This window comes from Psychrobacillus sp. FSL K6-1464, assembly GCF_038003145.1.
In the GTDB taxonomy this organism is placed as follows: Bacteria; Bacillota; Bacilli; order Bacillales_A; family Planococcaceae; genus Psychrobacillus; species Psychrobacillus psychrotolerans.
This window is the reverse complement of the sequence record NZ_JBBOOP010000001.1, coordinates 2,302,151-2,326,422: the sequence shown is the minus strand read 5'-3', so window position 1 is coordinate 2,326,422 and position 24,272 is coordinate 2,302,151. Positions and strand designations below refer to the sequence as shown.

At 36.3% G+C, this 24,272-nt stretch carries 21 protein-coding genes and 1 other annotated feature; of the genes, 16 read left to right on the top strand and 5 right to left on the bottom strand.

All coding sequences use genetic code 11. The annotated features are described in order from the left end of the window. Nucleotides 1-137 precede the first annotated feature (137 nt). The 5 genes from MKX39_RS11760 (at nucleotide 138) to MKX39_RS11740 (ending at nucleotide 6,378) form a co-directional block, all read left to right on the top strand. On the top strand, nucleotides 138-896 hold the full coding sequence (locus MKX39_RS11760) for a GTP cyclohydrolase II (protein ID WP_340769665.1): 759 nt from the start codon (nucleotides 138-140) through the stop codon (nucleotides 894-896). Further along, nucleotides 889-1,980: a bifunctional diaminohydroxyphosphoribosylaminopyrimidine deaminase/5-amino-6-(5-phosphoribosylamino)uracil reductase RibD gene (ribD, locus tag MKX39_RS11755; protein ID WP_340769664.1), complete on the top strand. Its 1,092-nt coding sequence runs from the start codon at nucleotides 889-891 to the stop codon at nucleotides 1,978-1,980. Before MKX39_RS11760 ends, ribD begins: the two co-directional genes overlap by 8 nt. Before the next feature lie 24 nt (nucleotides 1,981-2,004). Next, complete coding sequence (locus MKX39_RS11750; RefSeq protein ID WP_093536986.1) at nucleotides 2,005-2,583, top strand: 5' nucleotidase, NT5C type; 579 nt, start codon at nucleotides 2,005-2,007, stop codon at nucleotides 2,581-2,583. Between the two features lie 68 nt (nucleotides 2,584-2,651). Further along, on the top strand, nucleotides 2,652-3,242 hold the full coding sequence (locus MKX39_RS11745; protein ID WP_093536987.1) for a hypothetical protein: 591 nt from the start codon (nucleotides 2,652-2,654) through the stop codon (nucleotides 3,240-3,242). Nucleotides 3,243-3,464: 222 nt separating this feature from the next. After that, nucleotides 3,465-3,690 (top strand) — a binding site (T-box leader). A gap of 45 nt (nucleotides 3,691-3,735) precedes the next feature. After that, the gene (locus tag MKX39_RS11740; RefSeq protein ID WP_340769663.1) at nucleotides 3,736-6,378 is read left to right on the top strand and encodes a valine--tRNA ligase; all 2,643 of its coding nucleotides are present in this window, start codon (nucleotides 3,736-3,738) and stop codon (nucleotides 6,376-6,378) included. Nucleotides 6,379-6,588: 210 nt separating this feature from the next. On the opposite strand, the gene MKX39_RS11735 is transcribed toward MKX39_RS11740, so the two are convergent. Beyond that, nucleotides 6,589-7,401, bottom strand: coding sequence for an ATP-grasp domain-containing protein (locus tag MKX39_RS11735; RefSeq protein ID WP_340769662.1), 813 nt, complete (start codon nucleotides 7,399-7,401; stop codon nucleotides 6,589-6,591). Further along, nucleotides 7,398-8,276, bottom strand: a complete 879-nt coding sequence (locus MKX39_RS11730) for an ATP-grasp domain-containing protein (RefSeq protein ID WP_340769661.1) — start codon at nucleotides 8,274-8,276, stop codon at nucleotides 7,398-7,400. The genes MKX39_RS11735 and MKX39_RS11730 overlap by 4 nt, the downstream gene beginning before the upstream one ends. 86 nt (nucleotides 8,277-8,362) lie before the next feature. On the opposite strand from MKX39_RS11730, the gene MKX39_RS11725 reads away from it, so the two are divergent. Next, nucleotides 8,363-9,586 (top strand): bifunctional folylpolyglutamate synthase/dihydrofolate synthase, encoded by a 1,224-nt coding sequence (locus MKX39_RS11725; RefSeq protein WP_340769660.1) that lies wholly within the window; start codon nucleotides 8,363-8,365, stop codon nucleotides 9,584-9,586. Between the two features lie 95 nt (nucleotides 9,587-9,681). Further along, nucleotides 9,682-11,385: a sensor domain-containing diguanylate cyclase gene (locus MKX39_RS11720; RefSeq protein WP_340769659.1), complete on the top strand. Its 1,704-nt coding sequence runs from the start codon at nucleotides 9,682-9,684 to the stop codon at nucleotides 11,383-11,385. Nucleotides 11,386-11,988: 603 nt separating this feature from the next. Here MKX39_RS11720 and MKX39_RS11715 read toward each other — a convergent pair. From MKX39_RS11715 to MKX39_RS11705, 3 genes are read right to left on the bottom strand one after another with little or no spacing between them, the layout of a single operon-like run. Next, complete coding sequence (locus MKX39_RS11715; RefSeq protein ID WP_340769658.1) at nucleotides 11,989-13,668, bottom strand: hypothetical protein; 1,680 nt, start codon at nucleotides 13,666-13,668, stop codon at nucleotides 11,989-11,991. 13 nt (nucleotides 13,669-13,681) lie between these two features. Continuing rightward, complete coding sequence (locus MKX39_RS11710; RefSeq protein WP_340769657.1) at nucleotides 13,682-14,140, bottom strand: prepilin-type N-terminal cleavage/methylation domain-containing protein; 459 nt, start codon at nucleotides 14,138-14,140, stop codon at nucleotides 13,682-13,684. Between the two features lie 22 nt (nucleotides 14,141-14,162). Beyond that, nucleotides 14,163-14,609: a PulJ/GspJ family protein gene (locus tag MKX39_RS11705; protein ID WP_340769656.1), complete on the bottom strand. Its 447-nt coding sequence runs from the start codon at nucleotides 14,607-14,609 to the stop codon at nucleotides 14,163-14,165. A gap of 354 nt (nucleotides 14,610-14,963) precedes the next feature. Between MKX39_RS11705 and MKX39_RS11700 the strand changes: the two genes are divergently transcribed. From MKX39_RS11700 to MKX39_RS11660, 9 genes are all read left to right on the top strand, one after another. Beyond that, entirely contained in the window at nucleotides 14,964-16,349 is a 1,386-nt protein-coding gene (locus tag MKX39_RS11700) for a VanW family protein (protein ID WP_340769655.1), read from the top strand. 21 nt (nucleotides 16,350-16,370) lie between these two features. Then, complete coding sequence (locus tag MKX39_RS11695) at nucleotides 16,371-18,035, top strand: GspE/PulE family protein (protein ID WP_340769654.1); 1,665 nt, start codon at nucleotides 16,371-16,373, stop codon at nucleotides 18,033-18,035. 10 nt (nucleotides 18,036-18,045) lie between these two features. Further along, nucleotides 18,046-19,086: a type IV pilus twitching motility protein PilT gene (locus MKX39_RS11690; RefSeq protein WP_340769653.1), complete on the top strand. Its 1,041-nt coding sequence runs from the start codon at nucleotides 18,046-18,048 to the stop codon at nucleotides 19,084-19,086. After that, complete coding sequence (locus MKX39_RS11685) at nucleotides 19,086-20,291, top strand: type II secretion system F family protein (RefSeq protein WP_340769652.1); 1,206 nt, start codon at nucleotides 19,086-19,088, stop codon at nucleotides 20,289-20,291. Before MKX39_RS11690 ends, MKX39_RS11685 begins: the two co-directional genes overlap by 1 nt. Nucleotides 20,292-20,510: 219 nt before the next feature. Next, nucleotides 20,511-21,032 carry a type II secretion system protein gene (locus MKX39_RS11680; RefSeq protein WP_340771431.1) on the top strand — a complete coding sequence of 174 codons (522 nt, stop codon included), beginning with the start codon at nucleotides 20,511-20,513 and terminating at the stop codon, nucleotides 21,030-21,032. A gap of 131 nt (nucleotides 21,033-21,163) precedes the next feature. Continuing rightward, on the top strand, nucleotides 21,164-22,138 hold the full coding sequence (gene pilM, locus MKX39_RS11675; protein WP_340769651.1) for a type IV pilus biogenesis protein PilM: 975 nt from the start codon (nucleotides 21,164-21,166) through the stop codon (nucleotides 22,136-22,138). After that, nucleotides 22,138-22,740: a PilN domain-containing protein gene (locus MKX39_RS11670; protein ID WP_340769650.1), complete on the top strand. Its 603-nt coding sequence runs from the start codon at nucleotides 22,138-22,140 to the stop codon at nucleotides 22,738-22,740. Before pilM ends, MKX39_RS11670 begins: the two co-directional genes overlap by 1 nt. Continuing rightward, entirely contained in the window at nucleotides 22,737-23,447 is a 711-nt protein-coding gene (locus tag MKX39_RS11665; protein WP_340769649.1) for a potassium transporter, read from the top strand. Before MKX39_RS11670 ends, MKX39_RS11665 begins: the two co-directional genes overlap by 4 nt. Nucleotides 23,448-23,459: 12 nt before the next feature. After that, entirely contained in the window at nucleotides 23,460-24,215 is a 756-nt protein-coding gene (locus MKX39_RS11660; RefSeq protein WP_340769648.1) for a prepilin peptidase, read from the top strand. Nucleotides 24,216-24,272: the final 57 nt, after the last annotated feature.

Here is a 24,272-nt window from a genome sequence, read left to right as displayed (position 1 = left end):
CTTGCATTAGTTGCAAGGCTCTTTTAGTCTAATGTAATTGACAAATATTGATTACTAAAATATAATTACTTACGAAAAGTAATCTACTAAGAATACTATAGAGATACTATTATGTTTTGGAGAAATGAGGATATAGAATGCCAAATGTGAAAGAAATATCTAATGATGTAGTAAATGTATTAAAAGATAAAATTAAAGTTATTAAGACTGATGAAAGTTCGATTTATCTAGTCGGACCAATTCGACTGCCGGTAAATTTAAATGGTAATACAGTTATATTCCAGTGGTATAGCTGGTTAAATAGTGATGAATACACAGAAGATATCAATCAAATAATAAGTAATTTATCCTCCTCTAACTTAGCTGAATACCAACAGTCTAGCGTGTTAGTATACGGAGACTTTAAAGAGACCGAGGATTCACTAATCCGCATGCACTCCATATGCCATACAGGGGATATATTCGGTAGTAAGCGTTGTGATTGTGGTTTCCAATTAAAACAGTCTATGCAAATGATTGTTAATAACGGAGCTGGTGCTTTATTTTATTTAGCAAATCATGAAGGTAGAGGCATTGGTCTATTTAGTAAAGCAATGGCCTATATTCTACAAGAAAATGGTTCGGATACGGTAGAGGCTAATGAAAAACTAGGCTTTGTAGACGATTCTAGAAATTATGGAGATGCGATCGAAGTCTTAAAAGTATTGCGTTCGAAACCTGTTACATTGATAACGAACAATCCAAAGAAAGTAAAAGCATTAAAGGACGCAGGTTTGGCTGTAGCGGGGCGTACTCCATTATGGGGGGACGTTTCGGAATACAATGAAAAATACTTACACACGAAAATAAATCGTTCAGGTCATATGGAGGAAGAAGGTACTTTTCAAAATGACTAATCACGCATTTTATATGGATCTTGCCCTGCAAAATGCGAGAGCAATGAAAGGACAAACAGATCCGAATCCATTAGTAGGAGCAGTGATTGTAAATAATAATCGTATCGTTGGAATTGGTGCGCATATGAAACCTGGTGAGCCTCATGCAGAAATTCATGCTATTAGAATGGCTGGGGAGCATGCAAAAGGTGCTACGATTTATGTCACACTGGAACCATGTTCCCATCACGGAAGAACCGGTCCTTGTGCTGAAGCAATTGTTGCAGCTGGTATTAAAACCGTTGTCATTGCAACGCTCGACCCAAATCCAATCGTATCAGGGCGAGGAGTCAAAATTCTAGAGGATGCTGGGATAAATGTGATTATCGGTATTCAAGAGGAAGCCTCTAAAAGGATGAATGAAGTATTCAACAAGTTTATCGTAACAGAGAAGCCTTTTGTGACATTAAAATCGGGGATAACGTTAGACGGTAAAATTGCCACACACTCTGCTCATAGTAAATGGATTACGTCTGCAGATGCACGAGAGGATGTTCATCATCTTAGGAATGAGCATTTGGCCATTTTAGTCGGGGTTAATACTGTTATGGAAGATAATCCCGAACTAACTACTCGTATTGAAAATGGTCGTAATCCGATTCGTATCGTTTTAGACTCAACATTGAAAATTCCTTTAGATGCCAAGCTTGTAACCGATCAATTAGCGCAGACGTGGATTTTTACAAGTGTAAATTATGACCATGATAAAAAAGAGAAGCTAATCAATCAAGGCGTTCAAGTGTTCCATACAACTGGAACTACCCATGTAGATGTACAAGAAGTCGTTCAAATATTAGGTGAAAAGTCTATCTCCTCTTTGTTAATTGAAGGTGGAGGGACGATCAATGCAGCATTTTTGGAAAATAAATTAATTGATAAAGCAGTTATTTATATTGCACCTAAGTTAATAGGTGGTAAAAATGCTCCGACCTTTATGGAGGGTAGCGGTATTGACTTAATGAGTGATGCAGTTGAGCTAATCGATACGGAAATTCAAAAAATAGGGAAAGACTTTAAGTTTGTTGGTTATCCAACTTACAAATAAGATGTAATGGATGTGGCATATTAGATGAAATTTGGATTTGATATTGATGATACATTGATCAATTTAAGAGAACATGCTTTTCATATCTATAACGAAAAGTTAGGACAACAAGTGGAATTAGATAAATTTCATGCGTTAGATAGAGTTGAAATACATGAATTATTCGGAATGTCCGATGAAGCCGGCTCTAAAATGTGGAATGATACATTGGAACAAATATATTATACTAATTGTCCAGCATACCCAGATGCTGTAGAAACGTTAGTAAATCTACAACAACAGGGACATGAGGTATACTATATTACGGCTAGACCAGCAGAACATCGTGAAAGAACGATGAATTGGTTAATGGAACAAGGATTCCCAGTCACAGAAGAAAAATTCTTTTGTGGCATGAAGGACCAAGCAAAGGTAAATATTATTCGGGACTTACAGTTGGATTATTATTTCGACGATAAGCCAGACGTATTAAACACATTAACAGATGATACATTACAAGTTTATGTGAAAACGCAATCGTATAACCAACATCTTACAATTCCAAGGTTAACAAATTGGTTAGAACTAAAGCAGATTGTGGATAAAAACAACGACAAAAAGTAATTCTAAGTGAAATATGTTCTATCCCTTTTGTTCTATTCATAAGTTGTCCTATAGAAGGAGGATGACTTATGACGACAAAAACCTGGGATGTAAAAGAACAATTTCGTTTTCCACCAAGCTTTGGGGTTCCGAAAGAAATTAAAAATGTTGCAGTAACTCCTCAATGCGAAGTCACTGAGAAGGAGAATATTATTCAAATAGTAGGTATATACCACATCACCTGCCACGTTAAGTTTGAGGAAGGTGAAGAGGAGCATCATGCTACGAGCGAATTCACCGAGATTGAAGACTTAGATCTGCAAGGTGAGGTCGGCTATTTTGAATATGCAGTGCCAATGAGTATTGAGTTCGGTAAGGACAAATTAAAAGAAGGTTCCAAGCCAACAGTTCAAGTGAACCATATTAACTCGAAACCAACAGAGCAAGCGGCAATTGAAGTTGGGTGGACTGTACACTGTGAATACGAGGAAGCTCCTGTACCTGTTCCAGTTAAACCAGTTGCAGAAGTAGAAGCACCAAACCCTGCTGAACCAGTGGAAGTGAAAATACCGCAAGGCGAGGAGTTCGAGCTTCAATTCATTTTAGATTTGGATGATGGATATTCAAAGCTGACATTCCCATCAAATAATGTTCTTGTAAAACAAAAAACAGATGAGTAGTAATAGTACCAATAAGAGGAAATCCCATGTGGTAGGCACGATTAGTACTCGTATTAATTGGAAAGTACAAATGGGAATACTTACATGCTTACAATAGAAACGTGTTTTACGTAACCAATCGGGCAATAAATATGGGTTATATCCTTTTCTCATTGTAATTCTCCTTTCACCATATAGACTTGACGGCATATAATAATATCCTTTACAATGGAACAAATGAATAGAGATGCAATGAATGGGAAGAGTAGAATGATTTGGTTCTCAAAAGAAAGGAAACAATTTGCTGAAATGTTTCTGTTAACCGCCATTTGAAGGTAGCCCACGAGCAGTATTTGTGAACGTAAGTAGCAAATGCCGGTTTGAAGCCGTTATCGAATTGAGAGCGTGATGCGTTTTTTAGCATTCGCGAATAAAGGTGGTACCGCGAACAAACTCCTTCGTCCTTTAATGACGATAGGAGTTTTTTTATATTCTTTTTTAGGAGGAACAGACAATGACAAACGAAACAACGATGTCCACAAAGTATGATCCGCAGTCGATTGAAAAAGGACGGTATGAATGGTGGTTAGAAGGAAAATACTTCGAAGCTCATCCAGAAAGCGATAAAGAACCTTATACAATCGTAATTCCACCACCGAATGTTACCGGTAAACTACATTTAGGTCACGCATGGGATACTACGCTACAAGATATTATTGTTCGTATGAAACGTATGCAAGGATATGATGCTTTATGGCTTCCGGGTATGGATCATGCAGGTATCGCAACACAAGCAAAAGTAGAAGAAAAACTGCGTGCTGATAATATTACAAGATATGATTTGGGCCGCGAAAAGTTTGTCGAAGAAACATGGAAGTGGAAAGAAGAATACGCTGGCCATATCCGTGCACAATGGTCGAAACTTGGACTTGGTTTAGACTATTCGCGTGAGCGCTTTACTTTAGATGAAGGATTATCAAATGCAGTGAAAGAAGTATTCGTAAAGCTGTATAACAAAGGATTAATCTACCGCGGCGAATACATTATCAACTGGGATCCAGCAACTAAAACGGCACTTTCCGATATTGAAGTAATCCACAAAGATGTACAGGGTGCATTCTATCATATGCATTACCCACTTGCAGATGGTACTGGATCAATCGACGTTGCGACTACTAGACCAGAAACAATGCTTGGGGATACCGCAGTAGCAGTACATCCAGAAGATGATCGTTATAAGCATTTAATCGGAAAAACAGTAAAACTTCCGATTATTGGACGTGAAATACCGATTGTTGGAGATGATTATGTTGATATGGAGTTTGGAAGTGGCGCAGTGAAAATTACACCTGCACATGACCCGAATGACTTTGAAATTGGGAACCGTCACAACTTACAACGTATTTTAGTGATGAATGAAGACGGAACGATGAATGGGAATGCAGCTACTTATAATGGAATGGACCGGTTTGAATGTCGTAAACAAATCGTTAAAGATTTACAAGATGCAGGAATTCTATTCAAAATTGAAGAACATGCGCATTCAGTAGGACATTCTGAACGAAGTGGAGCAGTAGTAGAACCATATCTATCGACTCAATGGTTTGTTAAAATGCAACCACTTGCAAAAGAAGCTATTAAACTTCAAGAAGCAGAAGGAAAAGTGAATTTTGTACCAGATCGTTTTGAAAAAACGTATTTGCGTTGGATGGAAAATATTCATGACTGGTGTATATCACGTCAATTATGGTGGGGACATCGTATTCCAGCTTGGTATCATAAAGAAACTGGAGAAGTATATGTTGGGAACGAAGCGCCAGCTGATCCAGAAAACTGGAATCAGGATAACGATGTTTTAGATACTTGGTTCTCATCAGCTTTATGGCCGTTTTCTACATTAGGTTGGCCAGATGCAGAAAATGAAGAGTTCAAAAAGTATTATCCTACAAATGCGCTCGTAACTGGTTATGACATTATATTCTTCTGGGTTTCTCGTATGATTTTCCAAGGGATAGAATTTACTGGTACTCGTCCTTTTGATGATGTTCTAATACACGGTCTGGTACGTGCGGAAGACGGTCGTAAGATGTCTAAATCGCTAGGAAATGGTATTGATCCAATGGATATTATTGATCAATACGGAGCAGATTCACTACGTTACTTCCTAAGTACTGGATCATCACCTGGGCAAGATTTACGTTTCTCAACAGAAAAAGTAGAAGCAGTTTGGAACTTTGCCAACAAAATTTGGAATGCATCTCGTTTTGCATTAATGAATATGGATGGCTTGAAATTTGAAGAGATAAATTTAGATGGTAAAAAATCGGTAGCGGATGCATGGATTCTTACACGTTTAAATGAAACGATTGAGCAAGTAACAAGACTTTCAGATCGTTATGAATTTGGTGAAGTTGGTCGTGCGCTTTATAACTTCATCTGGGATGATTTCTGTGACTGGTATATTGAAATGGCAAAACTTCCACTTAACGGGGAAGATGAAGAAGCGAAAAAAATGACACGGTCCGTACTAGCTTATGTTTTAGACAATACTATGCGTCTATTACATCCATTTATGCCATTCATTACAGAAGAAATTTGGCAAAACCTTCCGCATGAAGGCGAGTCGATTACAGTTGCTGCTTGGCCGACTGTAAACGAAGCACTTTCAAACAAAGAAGAAGCGGACAATATGAAGTTACTTTCTGAAATTATCCGCTCGGTTCGTAATATTCGTTCAGAAGTACAAACGCCAATGAGCAAAAAAGTTCCTTTATATGTTTCCGCGAAGGATGCAAATACATTAGCCGTATTAGAAGCAAATGCTAAGTATTTGGAGCGTTTCTGTAATCCAGAACCGCTTGTAATAGGATTAGAATTAGAAGCACCTAGTCAATCGATGTCTGCTGTAGTTACGGGAGCGGTTTTATATCTTCCGCTACAAGGGTTAATCGATATTGATGCCGAGAAAGCTCGTTTAACAAAAGAGCTAGAAAAATGGGCTAAAGAAGTGAAGTTAGTTCAAGGGAAACTATCTAATGAACGCTTTGTTTCGAAAGCACCAGAGGCAGTAGTTGCAGAAGAACGTGCAAAAGAAGCTGACTATTTAGAGAAACACGCATCTGTATTGAAGCGTATGGAAGAATTAAATAATCTTTAAAAATTTGAGCGTGCACCCGATGATTTGGGTGCATGCTTTTTTGCGGAGAAGAGTTCTCCAGATTCCAGTGATTTTTCGTGACATTCGGAGGATATTTCTTTAAATACAAGTGATTCTCGTCAATATTCTAATGATTTTTCATCATATTCTGGTGATTCTCCGCTACTTTCCTGAGTTTCCATTCAAACGCCAAAAAAAGAGAGAGGACGATTAAATCTCGTCGCTCTCCTTTTTTGTGAGTTTCTTATGAATGTATTCCATTATAGGCTCTGCAATATCTTCTTTAGTTGTTTCGTAATAGGATCTTGCGCCAACAGGATCCTCGATTTCATTGAAAAGCCACGTTTCGTCCGGTAACAGAAGAAAATCAATACCAATATAATCACTTTTAAGCGCTTTAGCTATTTTCTCTACTTCTGCACGTTGTTGTGAGTCTAGCATGTATTTTTCAACTTTACCACCTAGTGTGAAATTAGATTTAAAACTATCTGTTGGTCCAATTCTTTTTACAGCACCCACTACTTCTTCACCAAGCATAAATACACGTACATCAGTAGCATTTGTTTCAATATACTGCTGGGCGATAATAGTGTTTTCGGAAAACGTATTTAGGAAGGAAGTGGCTTCTTTTTGGGTTTTAACTAATTCCACTTGCTTCCCACCGTGCCCGTCGATTGTTTTTAGTATAATTGGGTATTCATTTATCTCAGTATCAGTTACTATTTTTTTAGTTGGAACAGTTGCAATACCAAGAAGCTGTACAAGCTGTATTGCTTTTAATTTGTCATTGGCAATAACATTTACCTCTGCCCGATTGAACATTGGTATATTGCGTTGTTCTAATCGTTTTGCAAGTTGTGGGTTTCTGGAACGAAAGAATATAAAGTCTGCTTCTGGGATGGGACTTTGATCATCTACTACTTTTAACGTTAATGTATATTGACTCGAAGCATTTATTAATCGATCAATGAAGCTTCGGTTACGTTCTATTTCGGCTTTTTCGTAAATGAGCAATCCATTCATATAACAGCAGCTCCTATTTTAGATTGAATATATTCGATCATAGCATCCCCAACATTTATGCCAGTCACATTAAAGATATTACGAATATGTGCAACGCCATTTACTTCGCAAACTAGTGGTTCTTCATTATCCCCAAACAACAAATCTACCCCTGCGAACTCTGCACCTAAAGCTTCTGCAGCTTGGATTGCCACTTCCATTTGTCGGGACGTGAGAATAATAGGGGAGGCGGAGCCGCCGTTTGTTATATTAGCACGGAAATCTGTTTGAGATTCGCGAAACATACAGGCAACGACTTGGCCGCCTACTACATTTACACGGATGTCTCTACCTCTACTATTTGCGATAAATTGTTGAAAGACATATTCGATTCCTGCAAGTTCCTCTATTTTTGCAAAGAATTGTTCTCTAGTTTCTATTAAATACACCTTCATACCAAATGAGCCATGTGCTTCTTTAATAATCATAGGTAATGGAATTACTTGCAACACTTGCTCGAAGTAACCTGATTCTTGTATAGAAAATCCTGGATATACTTTAGGTGCAACGATGGTAACAGGCATTGGCACCCCGGCATTTGCCAACATCATGTATTGCCTTGCTTTATTATCACAAATTTCAATAACATTTGGATCATTAAATACTGGAATACCCTCATTTTTTAAATACTGGGCAAGCAAAATATCTTTGTCTAAAAACACGACAAAATCTGGTTTAGCATGTAACCTTTGCTGGACATTCATCAGCACTTCATAATTTTTCACTAAAATGGCATGAATATCATGTCTATCCGCCGCTTCCTTTAACAGAAGAGCTTGATCGATAAATTTATCATGTGTAAGACTACCGTTATATACGATCCAACATGTTTGCATAATGAATGACCTCCACTAGTACGTGTTATAATGTGTTCACAAGAAGTTTAGCACGAAATTTAATCAGACGGAATAGGGTGAACTACGTGGAAATAAAAAATTTTAATAAATATAAAACAAAATGGCATATAGAAAGTGAAACAATTATTAAACCAGGCCTTGAAATGATCCAGGCCGCACTGCAGAAACTGGGCAATCCCCAGGACAAGCATAAAGTTATTCATGTAGCTGGGACAAATGGAAAAGGCTCTACAATCGCTTTTTTGACAGCATTAGCAAGCGAACATGGCTTGAGTTATGGATCCTTTACAAGCCCAAGCATAGTCGATGTACATGATCAAATTCAGATAAACGGTATACCCGTTACAGAAAAACAAATGGACGAAGCTTTTGCCCTGATAAAAAAAAGAGGGATAAGTGGTATGTTAACGGATTTCGAATTGCTAACAGTGGCAGCCTTTTTAATATTTGAGACGGTGGAATTAGATGTTTTATTCATTGAAGCAGGCATGGGAGGACGTCTCGATAGTACGAACGTCATGAAAAACTCAATAGCTGTTATACCTAGCATTTCCATTGACCATACAAATTTCTTGGGAGATACAATTGAAAAAATTAGTTGGCATAAAGCAGGGATATTAAAGGCCAATAGCCAATTAGTAATAGGGTCCTTATTAGAACCAGCGAAAAAAATCATGTACAAAGAAGCAGAAGAGAAAAATGCGACTGTAATAGAGTACGACAAAGATTTTGGAGTGGTGAAAGAACGGTATACATATAAAGAATATTCATTTGCAAATTTAAATCCCCAAATGATAGGGGAGCACCAACAATCAAATATGGCATTGGCTATAACATCATTGCTTATAAGTGGTTTTGATCTAGTAGAATCACAAGTCCAAGTAGCTGTGAAAAATGCAAGATTGGCAGGCAGAATGGAGAAAATTAGAGATAATCTTTATATGGATGGGGCTCATAATAGGGCAAGTGTGGATGCTCTAGTAGAAACGTTAAAAGAGAGATTTCCAGATATGCAAATCCATTTTATCGTAGGTATATTGAAAGATAAGGAATATAGTGTTATGTTAAGGAAGTTAGAGGAAATTGGTAGTTCTTTTGAATTCGTTAATTTCCAACATGAGAGAGCTTTAGATGCAATTGTTTTATATAACTTATGTAATAGTAGTTCGAAAGTTATAAATAAAGATGCGAGTGAAGTGGACTTTAATGAGAATTCTGAAGATTCTATTACAATTGTCACTGGTTCTTTTTATTTTATCGCTGAGTTAAAAGAAAAAACAGGAATTTAGTAATTGAAACATTCAGAGTAATTAGTGATATAATAATTTAAGTATAATGAGAACTTAGTAGTAGTTATTTAGTAGGAAAGGAGATTAATAGTCAGATGAATTTTTCGAAAAAAGCACAAAGAATTATGTCTGCTTTGTGGCTATTATTTGTTCCAGCTGGAACTCTCTTAGTGTATTTATATTCCCCCACTAAGCCTGGTGATTGGGAAGGTTACGGGGCTTTTTTACTGTTAGCGTTATTATCGAGTATTTTTCCGTTTTTCATAGCAGGAACTACATTTATTTTAGTAATATGGGTTCAAATAGCCATCTTTTTAAAATATGGGATTTTAGCAGAGCTAATTTCTATGCAGATATGTATGATTCCATTAGTTTATCATTTGAAAATATCTAGAGACACCTTATTTAAGTATTTTTATAATTCGTTTATGTTCTTTTCTCTTTCTGTTTTAAGTGGTTCTTTAGTTATTTATTTAGGCTATGAAACTGGTAGTATTATGTTAAAAGATGTAATTGTATATGGATCTATTTTTGCTATATCTTATTTAATTATTAATCATCTTTTCCTCTTTATGAGAGAATATTTATGTGATATGAACCCTATATTTTTCTCGAAGGATTTATACTGGGAATTTGCATGTCTGTTTATAACATTACCTTTTGGTTTAGGTTTGTATCTGTTTGAAAACACAACAGGCACAACTGCCTTGTGGTTATTAGGTTTACCTTTGTTATCGATTACATTGTTGATAAGAATGTATAGTGATTCCGAAAAAGTAAATGCCGATTTAAATGAGGCAAGTGAGTTTGGCCATCAACTTGCGGATCGCATGACGACGAATGAAATTTTAGATATGTTCTTGAAAAGATTATCTAATATGTTCCCATTAAACGCTGGATATATTGTAGATAATATAGAAGATAACTTTTTTGTACTACGAGCTAGAGAAGATGGACAAAACAAAGAGTTGGAATTTGGGCATGAAGATATAAAATATAGCTTAGCTGGTAAAGTATATGAAAAGGGTGAACCAATTCTCTATAACAAGCAGACTGAGTGGAATCATATGCGACCTCCTTTTTTAGCTGATGATATGGAGAGTGTAATGTGTGTACCTATCTACAGAAATCAGAAAATTGAGGGAGTTCTAATATTAGCTGCAAGGGACAAGTTTGCATTTGAGCCATATCAACTTAAAATTATTCACTTGCTGTGCTCATATTTTGCCGTTTCCTTAGAGAAAGCCAGATATGTAAGAGAAGCAGTTGAAAAAAGTGAAATCTGTGAATTAACGAAGATTTATAATTATAGATACTTAGATAGCCAATTAAAATCGGATATATCGAAGTTAAATAGTGGAGCATATAGGACCGTGTCGTTAATCATGATGGATATTGATAAGTTTAAAGGTGTTAATGATACGTATGGTCATCATAGCGGAAATATTATCCTACAGGAATTTGCAAATATTATTAAACAGGAAATAGGTTCAAACGGAACGGTAGGAAGGTATGGAGGAGAAGAATTCGTAGTTCTCTTACCAAATTATTCGAAATTACAGGCGATGAATGTTGCCGAGCAACTACGTCGGAAAATCGAACAAACGCCATTTATCGTACCACTCGATTTAGGTGAAATAACAAGAGATGAAATAATATTCATTACTGCAAGTATTGGGGTCTCTACAGCACCAGAAGACAGCGACGAAGGAATGTCTCTACTTCGTAATGCCGATAGGGCGTTGTATATTGGAGCGAAGCAGGCGGGTAGAAATCGGGTTGCGGAGTATGTGAAATAAAAAGAAGTTGTCTCATTGTGTATTGTGAGATAACTTCTTTTTTGATTATAAAGAATACTTGTATTCTATTTGCGGCTAATACAGAAATGCCACTCATAATACCAACCCACCAAAAGAAAAGTCTCCAATTTCTAAAATACGTAATAGTACCATACGACATATTTTAGACTAAGTGAAAAAACAAGAGAATAGTCCCCATTTGCACATAATGACAATTATGGCGTATATCGATTTAAACGAATCTCATTTTCAGTCTGAAACACTGAAAGGTCGCTGTTTCATTTGGTATTTATAAAAGCAAACAGATTTTCTGAAGAGAAGGAAAGAACCAAGAGAGTGTAGCAGAGGTGGATGTATATCTATCCATAGGAGAAACTTTGTCCCGCCCCTGTTTTAGACTCAAATGTTCCTCAATTTGTGGCTAAAACAAGAAAGCGCTCCACAAACAATCCTCAAAAAATTTGCATGTAGGAGCGCACCAAGGAGTTAGCTGGAAATAAAGAACGTTAGATTTCTGAAGCCAGCAGATTTTCTGAAAAGAAGAAAAGAACCAAGAAAGTTAATGCTACGCTTTCTCGGCTCATCTTCAAATCTGGTGCAAATTTATTCATAATTTACGGATTTAATAAACTCTCCTTTTTGGAGGGGAGGATTTGGATCGTAACTTGGAGGTAATGGGACATTTCCACCTGTTGATGAGTTGGTTGTATATTTGCAAACATTGTTGAACGCCGCAACATCTGTATAGAAAATAGCAGTTTTGTATGAAGTATTATAATAAAAATCACTACTTGAATTTCCTAAAATATGAACTTTACTATTCTGATCTTTAATATTCATTCTCAAATTGGATATGGTAGTGTTTTTTAAACAAACAGTTGAATTATTTCCTATATTAAAACCATTCTGTATCCAATTTATTGGTCCATCTAAAAATAGCTTAGAATTATCTACTTCAATTTGATTTGCACTTACAGGGGTATCTGTTGCTTTTATATAAACCTCAGAAAGATTTTTTGCATTTAAATATGAACTGAGAATTAAGCCATTATCAAAGTAAAATTTACTAGAATTATCACCGTCAATTTGTTTCCCAGTCGTTACTCCAGTGCTATGGATTTGTGAGTTCTTGAAGGAAGCGGGTTCGGTAAATGTCAGGCTGCCAACTATTTCGAAAATGCTATTCTTTAAACCATTTATATTTTTAAAAGAAGCTCCTTTTGAGTATAAATTTAACCCCTGTGCACCATCAGGTGTATTGTTTGAATCAACTGTGCTAAATGTTCCATAACCATTTAAAAAAATTGAAATATTTTTTTCTATTCCAATACCCGAAGAGAAATCACCAGTTCCTGTTCCTTGTATATACATATCGCTAGCTTTATTTAAATTTCCAAACTTTATAGTTCCATCTATATAAAAATTTTTCTTATCATTAGATTTATTATTTAAGTTCCCCATTTCTATACCGCCATCTGAATAGATTGTATTGATATCATAGTTGTTATTATTTAACTTTTTATCATCTAAGTTTGGAGTTTTAGATTTAACATAATAAACTTTGTCAAATGCAGTCTTTTTAAGTTCATATAAACTTTTAGTAAAGCACTCAGAATCTATTAGCACTTCCGTACATTCCTTAACATTTGAGGGTGGAAAAGGAGTAGGTATAGTATTTAAAAAGTTCGGAGGTGTTAACAACTGTATTCCACTTACCACTGATGGATTAGCTGGTAGATTAGCTGGTATTATTACTAAGTTAGTTGGAAAATTATAAATAGCTGATAAAACTTTACTTTCTGACATAAGGTTTCCTGTCACCTTTATTGTTAATACAGATAAATCTTGTTCTGTAAACAATGGGATTGTCTGAAGTTTAAAATATTTGAAATTTGAACTATCCAATGTTGTTTTTAAGCTGGCTGTTGAAGTATATAGCTCCTTAACCTTTAATCTTAGTTTATTCATATTATTTTCATTAACAACTATTATTTCATTATGTTTTTCGGAAGCTGAAAGTCCATTTTTAGATTTGATATATTCTACTTCATTTTTAGTCTTCTCTACATAAAGACTCACTAAATTTAGTATCTCTGCAGTATAATATTCCACACCCATCTCAGCGATAGCCGTAACTTCATAATTCTCATCCGTTTTTTCCACTTGTTTTTGTTGATTCATTGCACTTAAAGCAAATGAAGAAAAGAAAATTACAATTATTGCAATGATTACTATAGTAAGTAGAAGAGTGTAACCTTTTTCATTTTGGATTGATTTCATCATGAAACATCTCCTTTCATTGGTTTTTTCCTACTAATTTACTAAAGGTTGTTTTAGTCTCAAAATTTACTGTATCATCTAGTTTGGAAGTTAATATTACTTTTAACTCGAATTCTAGCACAGGTGGTTTCGCTTCATTAACAAATGGGTCGTTACGTTTTAAGTCGTCAATTTCTATTTCATAAATTATATTTTTTTTGTCAAAAACATCCTGAGTACTTTCCTTATAAGTAATGGTTAAAATATTATTAGAGATTGATATTTTAGTGATAGTGTCCTTGGTATGCTTACTTTGAATAGTATTTACAATCAAGTTCGCCTCTTGCTGCAACTGATTTTGTGTAACTGCTCTATCGTTAAAATTCAACGCTTGAAAAAAGAGATTCCATATAAGTGCAGATATTACACCGAACAATGCAAGAGCAGCTAGCAATTCTACTAGGGTTATTCCTCTTTCACTGTAAATTTCTTTCATTATTTTCACCTCAATGTGAGTATCATTTTTGTAAATATCCATAAGTGGTTGTAAGAGTATTTTTGTTTTGATCATCTAATATTTTAATACTAAATCTACGAAGTCTGGTAGTAGAGCTATTTATTTCTACATCATGTGTTTTATTTATATTAATCTCAACATTATAATTTTCAACATTAGTTACATAAGTTCCTTTGATTTGAATATTATTTGTACTGTTAGTGTAAGTTGTATTATCAATTGGTAAATTTGTCTTTGAAGTAATGTTTTCATAACTCATTTTTTTCATTTTCACTAAAACTTCTTTTCCCACATTCGCCGCATCCAAGTTATCCCCTGTACGATTATTCGTGTTCGCCATTTGTGGGAAGATTGATAGAAACATGGAGAGTACTACGGTTAGCAACACGACAGACGCTAGTATTTCTATTAATGTAAACCCACTGTTATTTTTAAGATTATGGAACATTAAGCAATCCTCCTTTTTAGATGCGAAATTTGTCTTCATTTAGCATCTTCTTTTATTTAATGCCTATATTTATCATACTTGTAGTGAGGAAACTCATAATCTACTTGTAAAACATATAGGGAATCATAAAAAAATGTAATTTGTTCTTTTATACTCTTGTAATTGGTCCCTTAATCATATATAAATAAGTAGAAAGAATCAATTTAAATTCCGATATATTCAAATGTATATATATATATAATAGTCTTAAAGTACTAAATTTTACAAAAATAGATCCTTAATACCTATTAAATGATTAATTTATGCAAGTTATACTATGATAATAGTGAGAGATATTAAAAAGGAAGTGAACTAGTGAAAATTATTTGGAAAACAGTTGCTTTAGTAATCTTAACATCGTTTCTTTTTTATATGTGGTCCGGTAATTTCGCTCCTTTACAGCAGCAAGTGAAAGCAGAAGGGGAGGTTTCTGGTTCTACTATTGGTGGGCAAGAAGTTGAGTCGTTTGAAAAGGATGAAATAATTTCTTTATTAAACGCGGAAATTGTAGAGTGGAAGCAAAATCCAATACTATTAACTGGAAATAATACAGATATTTCGCTAGATCCAGAGTGGTTTACCTTTAATGTCGAAGCAACTGTCGAACAGTATGAAAATCAAGTATCTACACCTTGGTTTGCTTTTTGGAAATCTGCTCCAACTATTCATATTCCTGTACAGTTTACGATGAATCCAGAACTAATAACATTAATAGAAGAAACCGCTCAATTAAATACAGAAGAAACCATTGCCAATATAAACAATCAAGTTGGCGTTCTATCAATGGAACCTATTGAAACTGTTGCACTTGATTTATCCATGTTTCAAACTGAACGTATAGCTTTTAGTTTAGAAAATATAGTGGTTAATTCAAATGGGTTAACGAATATTGCCTCAGCTTTAAATGAACGAGTGATTAGAAGTGGAGAAATATTTTCTTTGTTAGACGGTTTGAAGGAAATAAATGTAGATGCAAATAAAGAAAGTGTCGATTTCGTTGCTTCGGTTTTATATAGTGTATTACTCCAAACGAATGTTGAAGTAGTGGAACGACATTCGCAAGGGATCATGCCAAACTATCTGGAACCGGGTATAGAAGCGAAAATACGTAAAAATACGAATAAAGATTTAAAATTTATCCATACAAATAGTGCTCCAATCGTCTTGAAAATGCAGCTTAAAGGAACTGACCTATTAGTAGAGATTTACTCAGTTCCATTAGACACGGAAGCGACTTACCGGGTGGTCGATAAAGTAGAGATTAAGCCCCGCACTATATACCGGTATTCTGCTACGTTAAAAGCAGGACAAGAAAAACTTTTAGAAGAAGGGAAAGCTGGGGTGCGAGTTTCTGTATACCGAACTATCTCTGAAAAGAAAGGCCCTTTTGAAAAAGATGAGTTAATAAGTTCAGATTATTATCCGCCAACCAATCAAGTTATTATGAAGTCATCTGTAGTACCCGAAACACCGACTGTAACAGACCCAGACTTAGCGATAGATCTTAATGGAGACGGGTTCCCAGATGTAGTTACAAAACCATCAACAGAAACGGATTCAAAAGCTAATGTCGATGGCACAAATAAAGACGGAACAACAGGAACAAAAACAGACCCAGAAATAGACGAAGAGACCGGACTACCTGTTGGGACTGAGTACGACAAGGGTGGAAATATTATCGATTCAAATACAAATGATTAACAAAGAAAGGGGGCAGCGTAGATGAAAGCAAACGCGAGGAAACGTTTAGGAGACTTATTAGTTGAATCATTTGTTATAAGTAACGAACAATTAGACTATGCATTATCTAGTAAAAGTCGAAACGAAAAACTTGGTGACTTTCTCATTAGAGAAAACCTACTAACCGAACAACAGTTAATAGAAGTACTTGAGTTTCAATTAGGGATTCCTCACGTTAGTTTAAACCAATTTGCGATTGAACCCGAGCTTATTCAATTAGTTCCGAAAGAATTGGCAAAACGAGCGAATATTATGCCGATACGTAAGGAAAAAAACAAATTAATGATTGCTATGGCCGATCCAATGGACTATTTTGCCATTGAAGAAGTTCGGATGGCAACAGGATGTCAAATTGAAACAAGTATCGCTGCGAAAGATGACCTGTTCCGCACAATTTCGAAATACTATGATCTGCAAGAGTCCATGGATCAAGCATTGATGGATTTGACTCCTCTAGACATAGAAAATGACACACAAATTACGGATGAAGATTCGCCGATTGTTCGACTTGTGAATCAGATTATCGCAAACGGTGTCGCGCAACGTGCAAGTGACGTTCACTTTGACCCACAAGAAACAGAACTTCGAGTACGTTACCGCGTAGATGGTGTCTTAAAAACAGAACGTGCGCTACCAAAACATATGCAAAATGTTATATTAGCTCGTATTAAAATTTTAGGTAATTTAAATATTACAGAAAACAGATTGCCACAAGATGGTCGTATTAAAATTAACGTGAATATGAAACCAATTGATATCCGTCTTTCTACGTTACCAACCATTTACGGGGAAAAAGTAGTTATGCGTATTTTAGACTTGAGTAGTGCGCTTAATAGTCTAGCGAAACTTGGATTCAATGAAAAAAATTACCAAACATTTAGTAATATGATAAAAAAACCGAATGGAATTGTCTTAATCACAGGTCCAACTGGTTCGGGTAAATCTTCTACTTTGTATGCAGGACTAAACGAACTAAACGGGGAAGATGTCAATATTATTACCGTAGAAGACCCTGTGGAATATCAATTAGCCGGAGTTAACCAAATTCAAGTTCGCGAAGAAGTAGGATTGACATTTGCAACTGGTCTACGTTCTATTTTGCGACAAGATCCAGATATCGTGATGGTTGGGGAAATACGTGATTTAGAAACGGCGCAAATTGCTGTTCGTGCTTCTTTAACAGGGCATCTAGTACTTAGTACATTGCATACAAATAGTGCCGTTGAATCAGTTGCACGCTTGAAAGACATGGGAGTAGAACCATTCTTACTTTCTTCTTCATTAGTAGGAGTTTTATCCCAACGTTTAGTTCGAAAAGTTTGTCGTGATTGTAGTGACATGCAAATGCCAAATGACCGTGAAAAAGCTATTTTTATGGATCACGGTATGGAGATAAAGGAAGTACGACGAGGTAAAGGGTGTCCTGCTTGTAGTCATACGGGTTATAGAGGACGTTTAGCCATTCATGAAATACTTGCTGTGGATGAATTTGTCAAAGATGCAATTTTAACTGGGAAAAGCTCAGCAACTCTTCGAGACTATATGAAAGAAAATGGTTATTATAATTTGTTAGAAGATGGCCTATTAAAAGTACAAGAGGGATTAACTACAACGGAAGAAATTCTTCGTGTTGCAACAATTGATTGAGGTGGATGGGATGGAAATTTCGATAATCGACTTATTACAAAAATCGTATCATGACCGAGCATCCGATCTGCATATCACGGTAGGACTTCCCCCTGTATTTCGAATAAACGGTGTGTTACAAAACTTTGGTGACGTCAAATTAAATGAAGCTGATACAAGAGCCATGCTAAAAGAAATTTTACCTGACCATAAAATGGAAGAATTTGAAGAACAAGGTGAATTGGACTTTAGTTATGAATTACCAGGTCTGTGCCGTTTTCGGATAAATGCCTACCATCAACAAACATATATAGCAATTGCTGCTCGTATGATAGATGCTAAAATACCGGCGATTGAAACATTAGGAATGCCGGATGTACTAAAAACACTTGCCGATAAAGCCCAAGGACTCATCTTAGTAACAGGTCCAACAGGGTCGGGGAAATCAACGACGCTTGCAGCGATGATCGACTACATTAACTCAACGTCATCGAAGCATATTATTACGCTAGAAGATCCAATTGAGTATATACACTCGCATAAGAAATCGGTGATCAATCAGCGTGAAGTAGGAGAGGATACGCAAAGCTTCGCAAATGGTTTACGTGCTGCACTTAGGCAAGATCCAGATGTGATTTTAGTTGGGGAAATGCGAGATTTAGAAACGATTTCCACTGCGATTACGGCAGCGGAAACGGGTCACTTAGTTATGGCGACACTGCATACAAGTAGTGCTCCCACAACGATTGACCGAATCATCGATGTATTTCCACCACATCAACAAGGGCAAATTCGTATTCAACTGGCGAATGTGCTACAAGGAATTATTTCACAACGGTTATTTGTTCGACACGATGCAAAAGGTAGAGTAGCTGCGACGGAAATATTAGTACAAACACCATCTGTAGCTAACCTTATTCGCAATGAAAAAGTACACCAAATTCAAAACGTCATGCAAACAAGCCGTGCGCTCGGAATGCATACGCTTGAATCGTCTATACAAAACTTGGTAACAACAGGGAAAGTTTCATTGGAATCTGCCAAACCATTTATGAATGTAGGTGAGTATTGATGGTTGTTTTTAAATACAACGGTCGAACTACGGATGGAGCAGTAAAAAAAGGTACGGTAGATGCAATCAATAAACAAGCTGCCATTACGAAACTTCGTGGACTAGGGATAAACCCGAGGGAACTGGAAGAGTCGAAAAGTCTTCTGCACAAAGAGCTTTCTATTGGGGGATCGGTGAAAAACCAAGATTTCGTTGTTTATAGTAGACAGTTTGCAACACTTATAAAAGCTGGTGTCTCTATATTAGAATCTACTAGAATACTAGCAGACCAAACGGCGAGTAAACCTTTAAAAAAAGCATTGCAATCAGTGGCGGAAGATGTAAAATCTGGATTGTCATTCTCAGATGCATCAGCCAGGTATCCGAAAGTGTTTCCACCACTATTTGTTAATATGATTCGCGCAGGAGAAGTGACAGGGAACTTGGATGAATCTTTAGAAAGATTAGCATTTTCCTTTGAAAAGCAATATAACTTGAAAAAGAAAGTACAGTCAATGATGGTATATCCCATTTTTTTACTCATTATGACAGTAGTAGTAGCTGGTGTTCTTATGTTAACGGTTGTCCCACAATTTGTGACAATGTTTGATGAAATGGGAGCCGAACTACCTACGATTACAAAATTAGTCATGAGCTTTAGTGAAATACTTCAGTCTTCTTGGTATATTATCATTCCGCTAGTTGTAGTCTTAGTTGTCGTATTCAACTATTTTTATAAAAAAAATGAAGCATTTAATTTCTCTATAAATATGATTCTGTTGAGAATCCCTATATTCGGGACATTGCTTCAAAAGTCAGCAATCGCTCGAATGACACGTACACTATCCTCTCTATTCAGTAGTTCAGTGCCCATCTTACAAGCACTGACAATCGTGGAGAAAGTGATCGGCAATCCAGTAGTTGCAAAAGTAGTGCGTGAATCACGGACAAGCCTAGAGCAAGGAAGCACCCTAACAGCACCATTAGAAAAAAGTTGGATTTTTCCGCCTTTAGTAACCCAAATGACTGCAATTGGTGAGCAAACAGGTTCACTTGACTATATGTTAGAACGAATTGCAGTGTTTTACGAAGACGATGTAGACCGCACAGTAGACTCGTTAAAATCACTCATCGAACCACTCATGATTGTGATTTTAGCAGGAGTAGTAGGAACGATTGTTATGGCGATTATGTTGCCGATGTTTAGTATGTATGAACAGATATAACTTACTTCAGTAAATACTGAAGTGAGTTACAGCCTCCGGCGGATTTCACAGATTTTGAAAGGAGTGAATCGTGCTAGTACGATTCAATATCTGGACGCAATTACGCCAAGGAAAAATTGATACATTGTTTTCAATTTAAGGAGGTGATAAGTCATGAAAACAATGATGAATGAAACAGCGAACGAAATTTTAACAACAAATTCTAGGGGGAATAATAAAATGAAAAAATTCATGAAAATATTTAAAAATGAAAAAGGTTTAACACTTATCGAGCTTCTAGCGGTAATCGTAATCCTTGCTATTGTTGCTGCGATTGCTACACCTGCAATTGGGAATATAATTGCTAACTCAAGAGACAAAGCAATATTAGCTGATGCTTCAACTATTCTTTCTGGAGCAAAATTAGCAGTTGCGGATGGTGCTTGTACCGAAATCAAAACAGCAGCCGGCTCCGATAAAGTTGGCGATTATAAGTGTACTACAGACCAACTTAAGCCATATGTAGATGGTATTACATTAACTACAAATGACGCAGTAACTAAAACAGTGGATACTATTACTACTGGCACTTCGCCGGTTACAACTAAAGGTATTTGGACTGTAAAATACGCAAATTTAGTGAATATAAAAAATACTAGTAAATTTACAGTTGCTGCAGCAACCCCTGATCCTGGATTTACGCCAGGTAATGCTAAAGATACTATTACAGAAATTTCGCTTAATAAAGCTATGAATCAATAATTTATTATACAGCAGACCCAAGTCTGCTGTATTCTCTTAATTTCACGTTTGAGCAAACGAACAATTCGTTTCCTGAAACGTGAAACTAATCTACAATAGAAATAGATAGAAAGTTAAGGGGGGTGCTGGCTATGTTCAAAAGTAAAAAGAATCGTTTTGTTGCTTTGGAAGTGAATGAATATGTCATCCGAGCAATTGTGATGAACAGCTCAGATATAAAACAAGCCATTGTGTATGAACATCCGTTAAAACCTGGAATCATTGAAGGCGATACGATACGAGATGAGATGGCTTTGTTTGAGGAATTGAAAGAGCTTGTACCTGCATGGGGTGTTAAACAACATGATGTGCGTTTTTTTGTGCCCGATAGTTTGGTGATGATGAAGTCATTTGAACATCCTGCTGATGTCGTAACGGCTAAGTTAAAAGCCTATGTTGAGATGGAGCTTGGACGTACGATTCACTTGCCTTTTGCTAATCCCCTTATTGATGTGTATGATGAAAAACCGGATGACGGGGAAGCGACGCTTTTTGCTGCTCCATCCGATGAAGTGAGTAAATTGGCTGGTTTATTAGATGATGTGTCCTTAAATCCAACTGTCGCAGATGTTCGTACGTTATCGACGATTCGCTATTTAGAAACACTGAAGACTTTTGCAGATCTCAAGAGTTACTTAATTACTGATTGGTCGATTGCAGGTGTTTCGATTTGTATTTATACGCCTGGAAAGATAGAATTCCTGCGTTATCAAACGATCGACACGATGATGAATAAATGGCAAAGTCAACAAATAGATGACGGGGAAGTGCAGTTTTCCTATGATGGTGAAATAGCAGAATATCGTATGCAATTAGTCGATCAAATTGCGGAAATAGACCGAATTCTAAACTTCTATCGTTTTTCTCTTTATAAAGGAGAAAAGTCAGTAGATGAATTAATCGTTCTAGGAGACTCACCGGAAATTGATCATATTTTATCTGAAATACGATCAAACTATGAAACTCCTATTACTTATTTCGGAGATCAAGAAGTTCAATCACTACATCCTCAGTTGAAGTCTAGACATATTCCACTTATTGGTCTTGTATATAAGGAGGTCAATTAATGGTTCCAGAAATTAATTTATTACCTAAAATTGAACGAAAGCAGTCTAGTAATCTTGTCATTATTTTAGGTGTTGTGTTATTTGGTGTCCTTTTATTATTTTTAAGCATTCAGTTATTTTCATTAAAAAAGGATATTAGTACTTTAAGTTCGGAAGAAACGCAGTTAGTAGCACAACGAGAAGGGTTAGTTGCCCAAGTATCTTCATCTGCTTCTGCACAACAAGAGCAAGGCACACTTGCTAATTCAGTAACATTTGTGGAGAGTGTTTCCTATCCCATAAGCCCTTTAATAGATGAAGTACATAGTTTAATACTAGAGAACACCTATTTAAGAGATTATCAGTTTGGGGAAACAGCTGTGGATCTAGTCGTAGATTTCGAAACGATGAATGATCTTTCCGTATTTGTAGAGAACTTATTAAATAGTACCTATTTTACAGATGTCCAAGTGCAATCAATTTCTACTTTTGAACCATCAGGTAACACAGAAGACACTGTGGATAGTGCGAAGACTAATTTTGATGTGCAATCTCGCTATTCTGCAACGTTTACACTTATTATGGATCAAGCTTATTTGAGTGCAGGGGGTGCTCGTCCATGAATGATTTAATGAGTAATAAGAGGACAGCTACTTTAGTAATAGCTGCATTCGTAGCGTTGATCCTTGGGGCGATTTATTATTTATATATATACCCATTAAATGAAGAAAAAGACGCCAAAGAATCTACTGTATTGACCGTTCAAAGTGAGATTGCGGTACTACAAGAACAATTGGTTGGTCCTGTAGTGGAAGACAAGCCGGAAGAGCATGCATTTGATTTGATGAAAAAAGTTCCTCCTACTCGAGGCTTGGATGAATTATTACGTTCGATTGAAGAAATAGAACTAGTGAGTGAATCTATCGTTGAGTCCATCGACTTTAATAATTATGATGGGGTTGTTGCTGAATCGGCACTTGCACCGACAGAAACAGAAGAAGGCGTGGAAACAACAGAAACGACTGAAACAACAGTTGATACTACAGAAACCGAAGCAACTACTGAAACCGAAACTCCCGTTTCCCCAGTAGCAGGGATCGCCCTTCCACCGCAGTTAAGGTTACTTACTTTTAATATTTCTGTATTAACAAAGGACTATGATCATTTCAAACTGTTTATCGAAGAGCTAGAAGCATTGGAACGTATTGTTCGAGTAGACCAATTAAGTTTCTCGATGCCTGGGGAAGAACAGTTTTACGAAATGGACTCGGATGAAACGATTGCAGCAGAAATTCAAGTAACTACTTTCTACTACTATGAAGAACTGTGATGGTGAAATAATATGACAATTGTCTATGCAGTACTATTTTTACTATACGGCCTAGTTTTCGGTTCTTTCTTTAACGTGGTAGGTTTACGCGTTCCGAAAGGAGAATCGATTGTTCGGCCACCTTCTCATTGTACGGTTTGTGATCGTAATTTGACGGTTAAAGACTTGGTGCCTGTCTTTTCCTATGTATTTTTAAAAGGAAAGTGCCGTGGGTGTGGGACGAAGATTCATTGGATGTATCCGGTAATGGAACTAGCCACTGGACTATTATTTGCTTTTGCTTATTATCAGCTAGGCTTCACATTGGAGTTAGTAGTTGCGCTATTGTTTATTTCTCTCTTAGTTATTATTACAGTGTCGGATATTGCGTATATGCTTATTCCGGATAAAATTCTATTATTCTTTTTGATTCCTTTAATCGTGTTGCGCGTATTTGAACCACTTAGTACTTGGTGGGATAGTATTGTTGGCGCGGTTGTTGGGTTTGGGGTTTTATTCCTCATTGCGATTGTGTCTAAAGGTGGCATGGGCGGAGGAGATATTAAGTTATTCTTTGTTATTGGCTTGGTGTTAGGATGGGTTCCGACTTTACTAACTCTATTCCTTGCTTCTATTATCGGTACGGTTATTGGTGTTATTTCTTTGAGACGAACGAAACAAGGTAGAAAAACACCGATTCCATTTGGACCATCGATAGCGATAGCCGCTATTATTGTGTATTTTTATGGTGAGTCGCTTGTCGATTGGTATGTGAATTTGTTTTTTTAACTCGATAACTTTTTTGGACGAGCCGACATGGGTCTCGTCTTTTTTTATAATCTTCGT

Coding starts and splice junctions, on each gene's coding strand:
- MKX39_RS11760 (WP_340769665.1), top strand. CDS start 138: ATGCCAAATGTGAAAGAAATATCTAATGATGTAGTAAATGTATTAAAA.
- ribD (WP_340769664.1), top strand. CDS start 889: ATGACTAATCACGCATTTTATATGGATCTTGCCCTGCAAAATGCGAGA.
- MKX39_RS11750 (WP_093536986.1), top strand. CDS start 2,005: ATGAAATTTGGATTTGATATTGATGATACATTGATCAATTTAAGAGAA.
- MKX39_RS11745 (WP_093536987.1), top strand. CDS start 2,652: ATGACGACAAAAACCTGGGATGTAAAAGAACAATTTCGTTTTCCACCA.
- MKX39_RS11740 (WP_340769663.1), top strand. CDS start 3,736: ATGACAAACGAAACAACGATGTCCACAAAGTATGATCCGCAGTCGATT.
- MKX39_RS11735 (WP_340769662.1), bottom strand. CDS start 7,401: ATGAATGGATTGCTCATTTACGAAAAAGCCGAAATAGAACGTAACCGA.
- MKX39_RS11730 (WP_340769661.1), bottom strand. CDS start 8,276: ATGCAAACATGTTGGATCGTATATAACGGTAGTCTTACACATGATAAA.
- MKX39_RS11720 (WP_340769659.1), top strand. CDS start 9,682: ATGAATTTTTCGAAAAAAGCACAAAGAATTATGTCTGCTTTGTGGCTA.
- MKX39_RS11715 (WP_340769658.1), bottom strand. CDS start 13,668: ATGATGAAATCAATCCAAAATGAAAAAGGTTACACTCTTCTACTTACT.
- MKX39_RS11710 (WP_340769657.1), bottom strand. CDS start 14,140: ATGAAAGAAATTTACAGTGAAAGAGGAATAACCCTAGTAGAATTGCTA.
- MKX39_RS11705 (WP_340769656.1), bottom strand. CDS start 14,609: ATGTTCCATAATCTTAAAAATAACAGTGGGTTTACATTAATAGAAATA.
- MKX39_RS11695 (WP_340769654.1), top strand. CDS start 16,371: ATGAAAGCAAACGCGAGGAAACGTTTAGGAGACTTATTAGTTGAATCA.
- MKX39_RS11690 (WP_340769653.1), top strand. CDS start 18,046: ATGGAAATTTCGATAATCGACTTATTACAAAAATCGTATCATGACCGA.
- MKX39_RS11685 (WP_340769652.1), top strand. CDS start 19,086: ATGGTTGTTTTTAAATACAACGGTCGAACTACGGATGGAGCAGTAAAA.
- MKX39_RS11680 (WP_340771431.1), top strand. CDS start 20,511: ATGAAAAAATTCATGAAAATATTTAAAAATGAAAAAGGTTTAACACTT.
- pilM (WP_340769651.1), top strand. CDS start 21,164: ATGTTCAAAAGTAAAAAGAATCGTTTTGTTGCTTTGGAAGTGAATGAA.
- MKX39_RS11670 (WP_340769650.1), top strand. CDS start 22,138: ATGGTTCCAGAAATTAATTTATTACCTAAAATTGAACGAAAGCAGTCT.
- MKX39_RS11665 (WP_340769649.1), top strand. CDS start 22,737: ATGAATGATTTAATGAGTAATAAGAGGACAGCTACTTTAGTAATAGCT.
- MKX39_RS11660 (WP_340769648.1), top strand. CDS start 23,460: ATGACAATTGTCTATGCAGTACTATTTTTACTATACGGCCTAGTTTTC.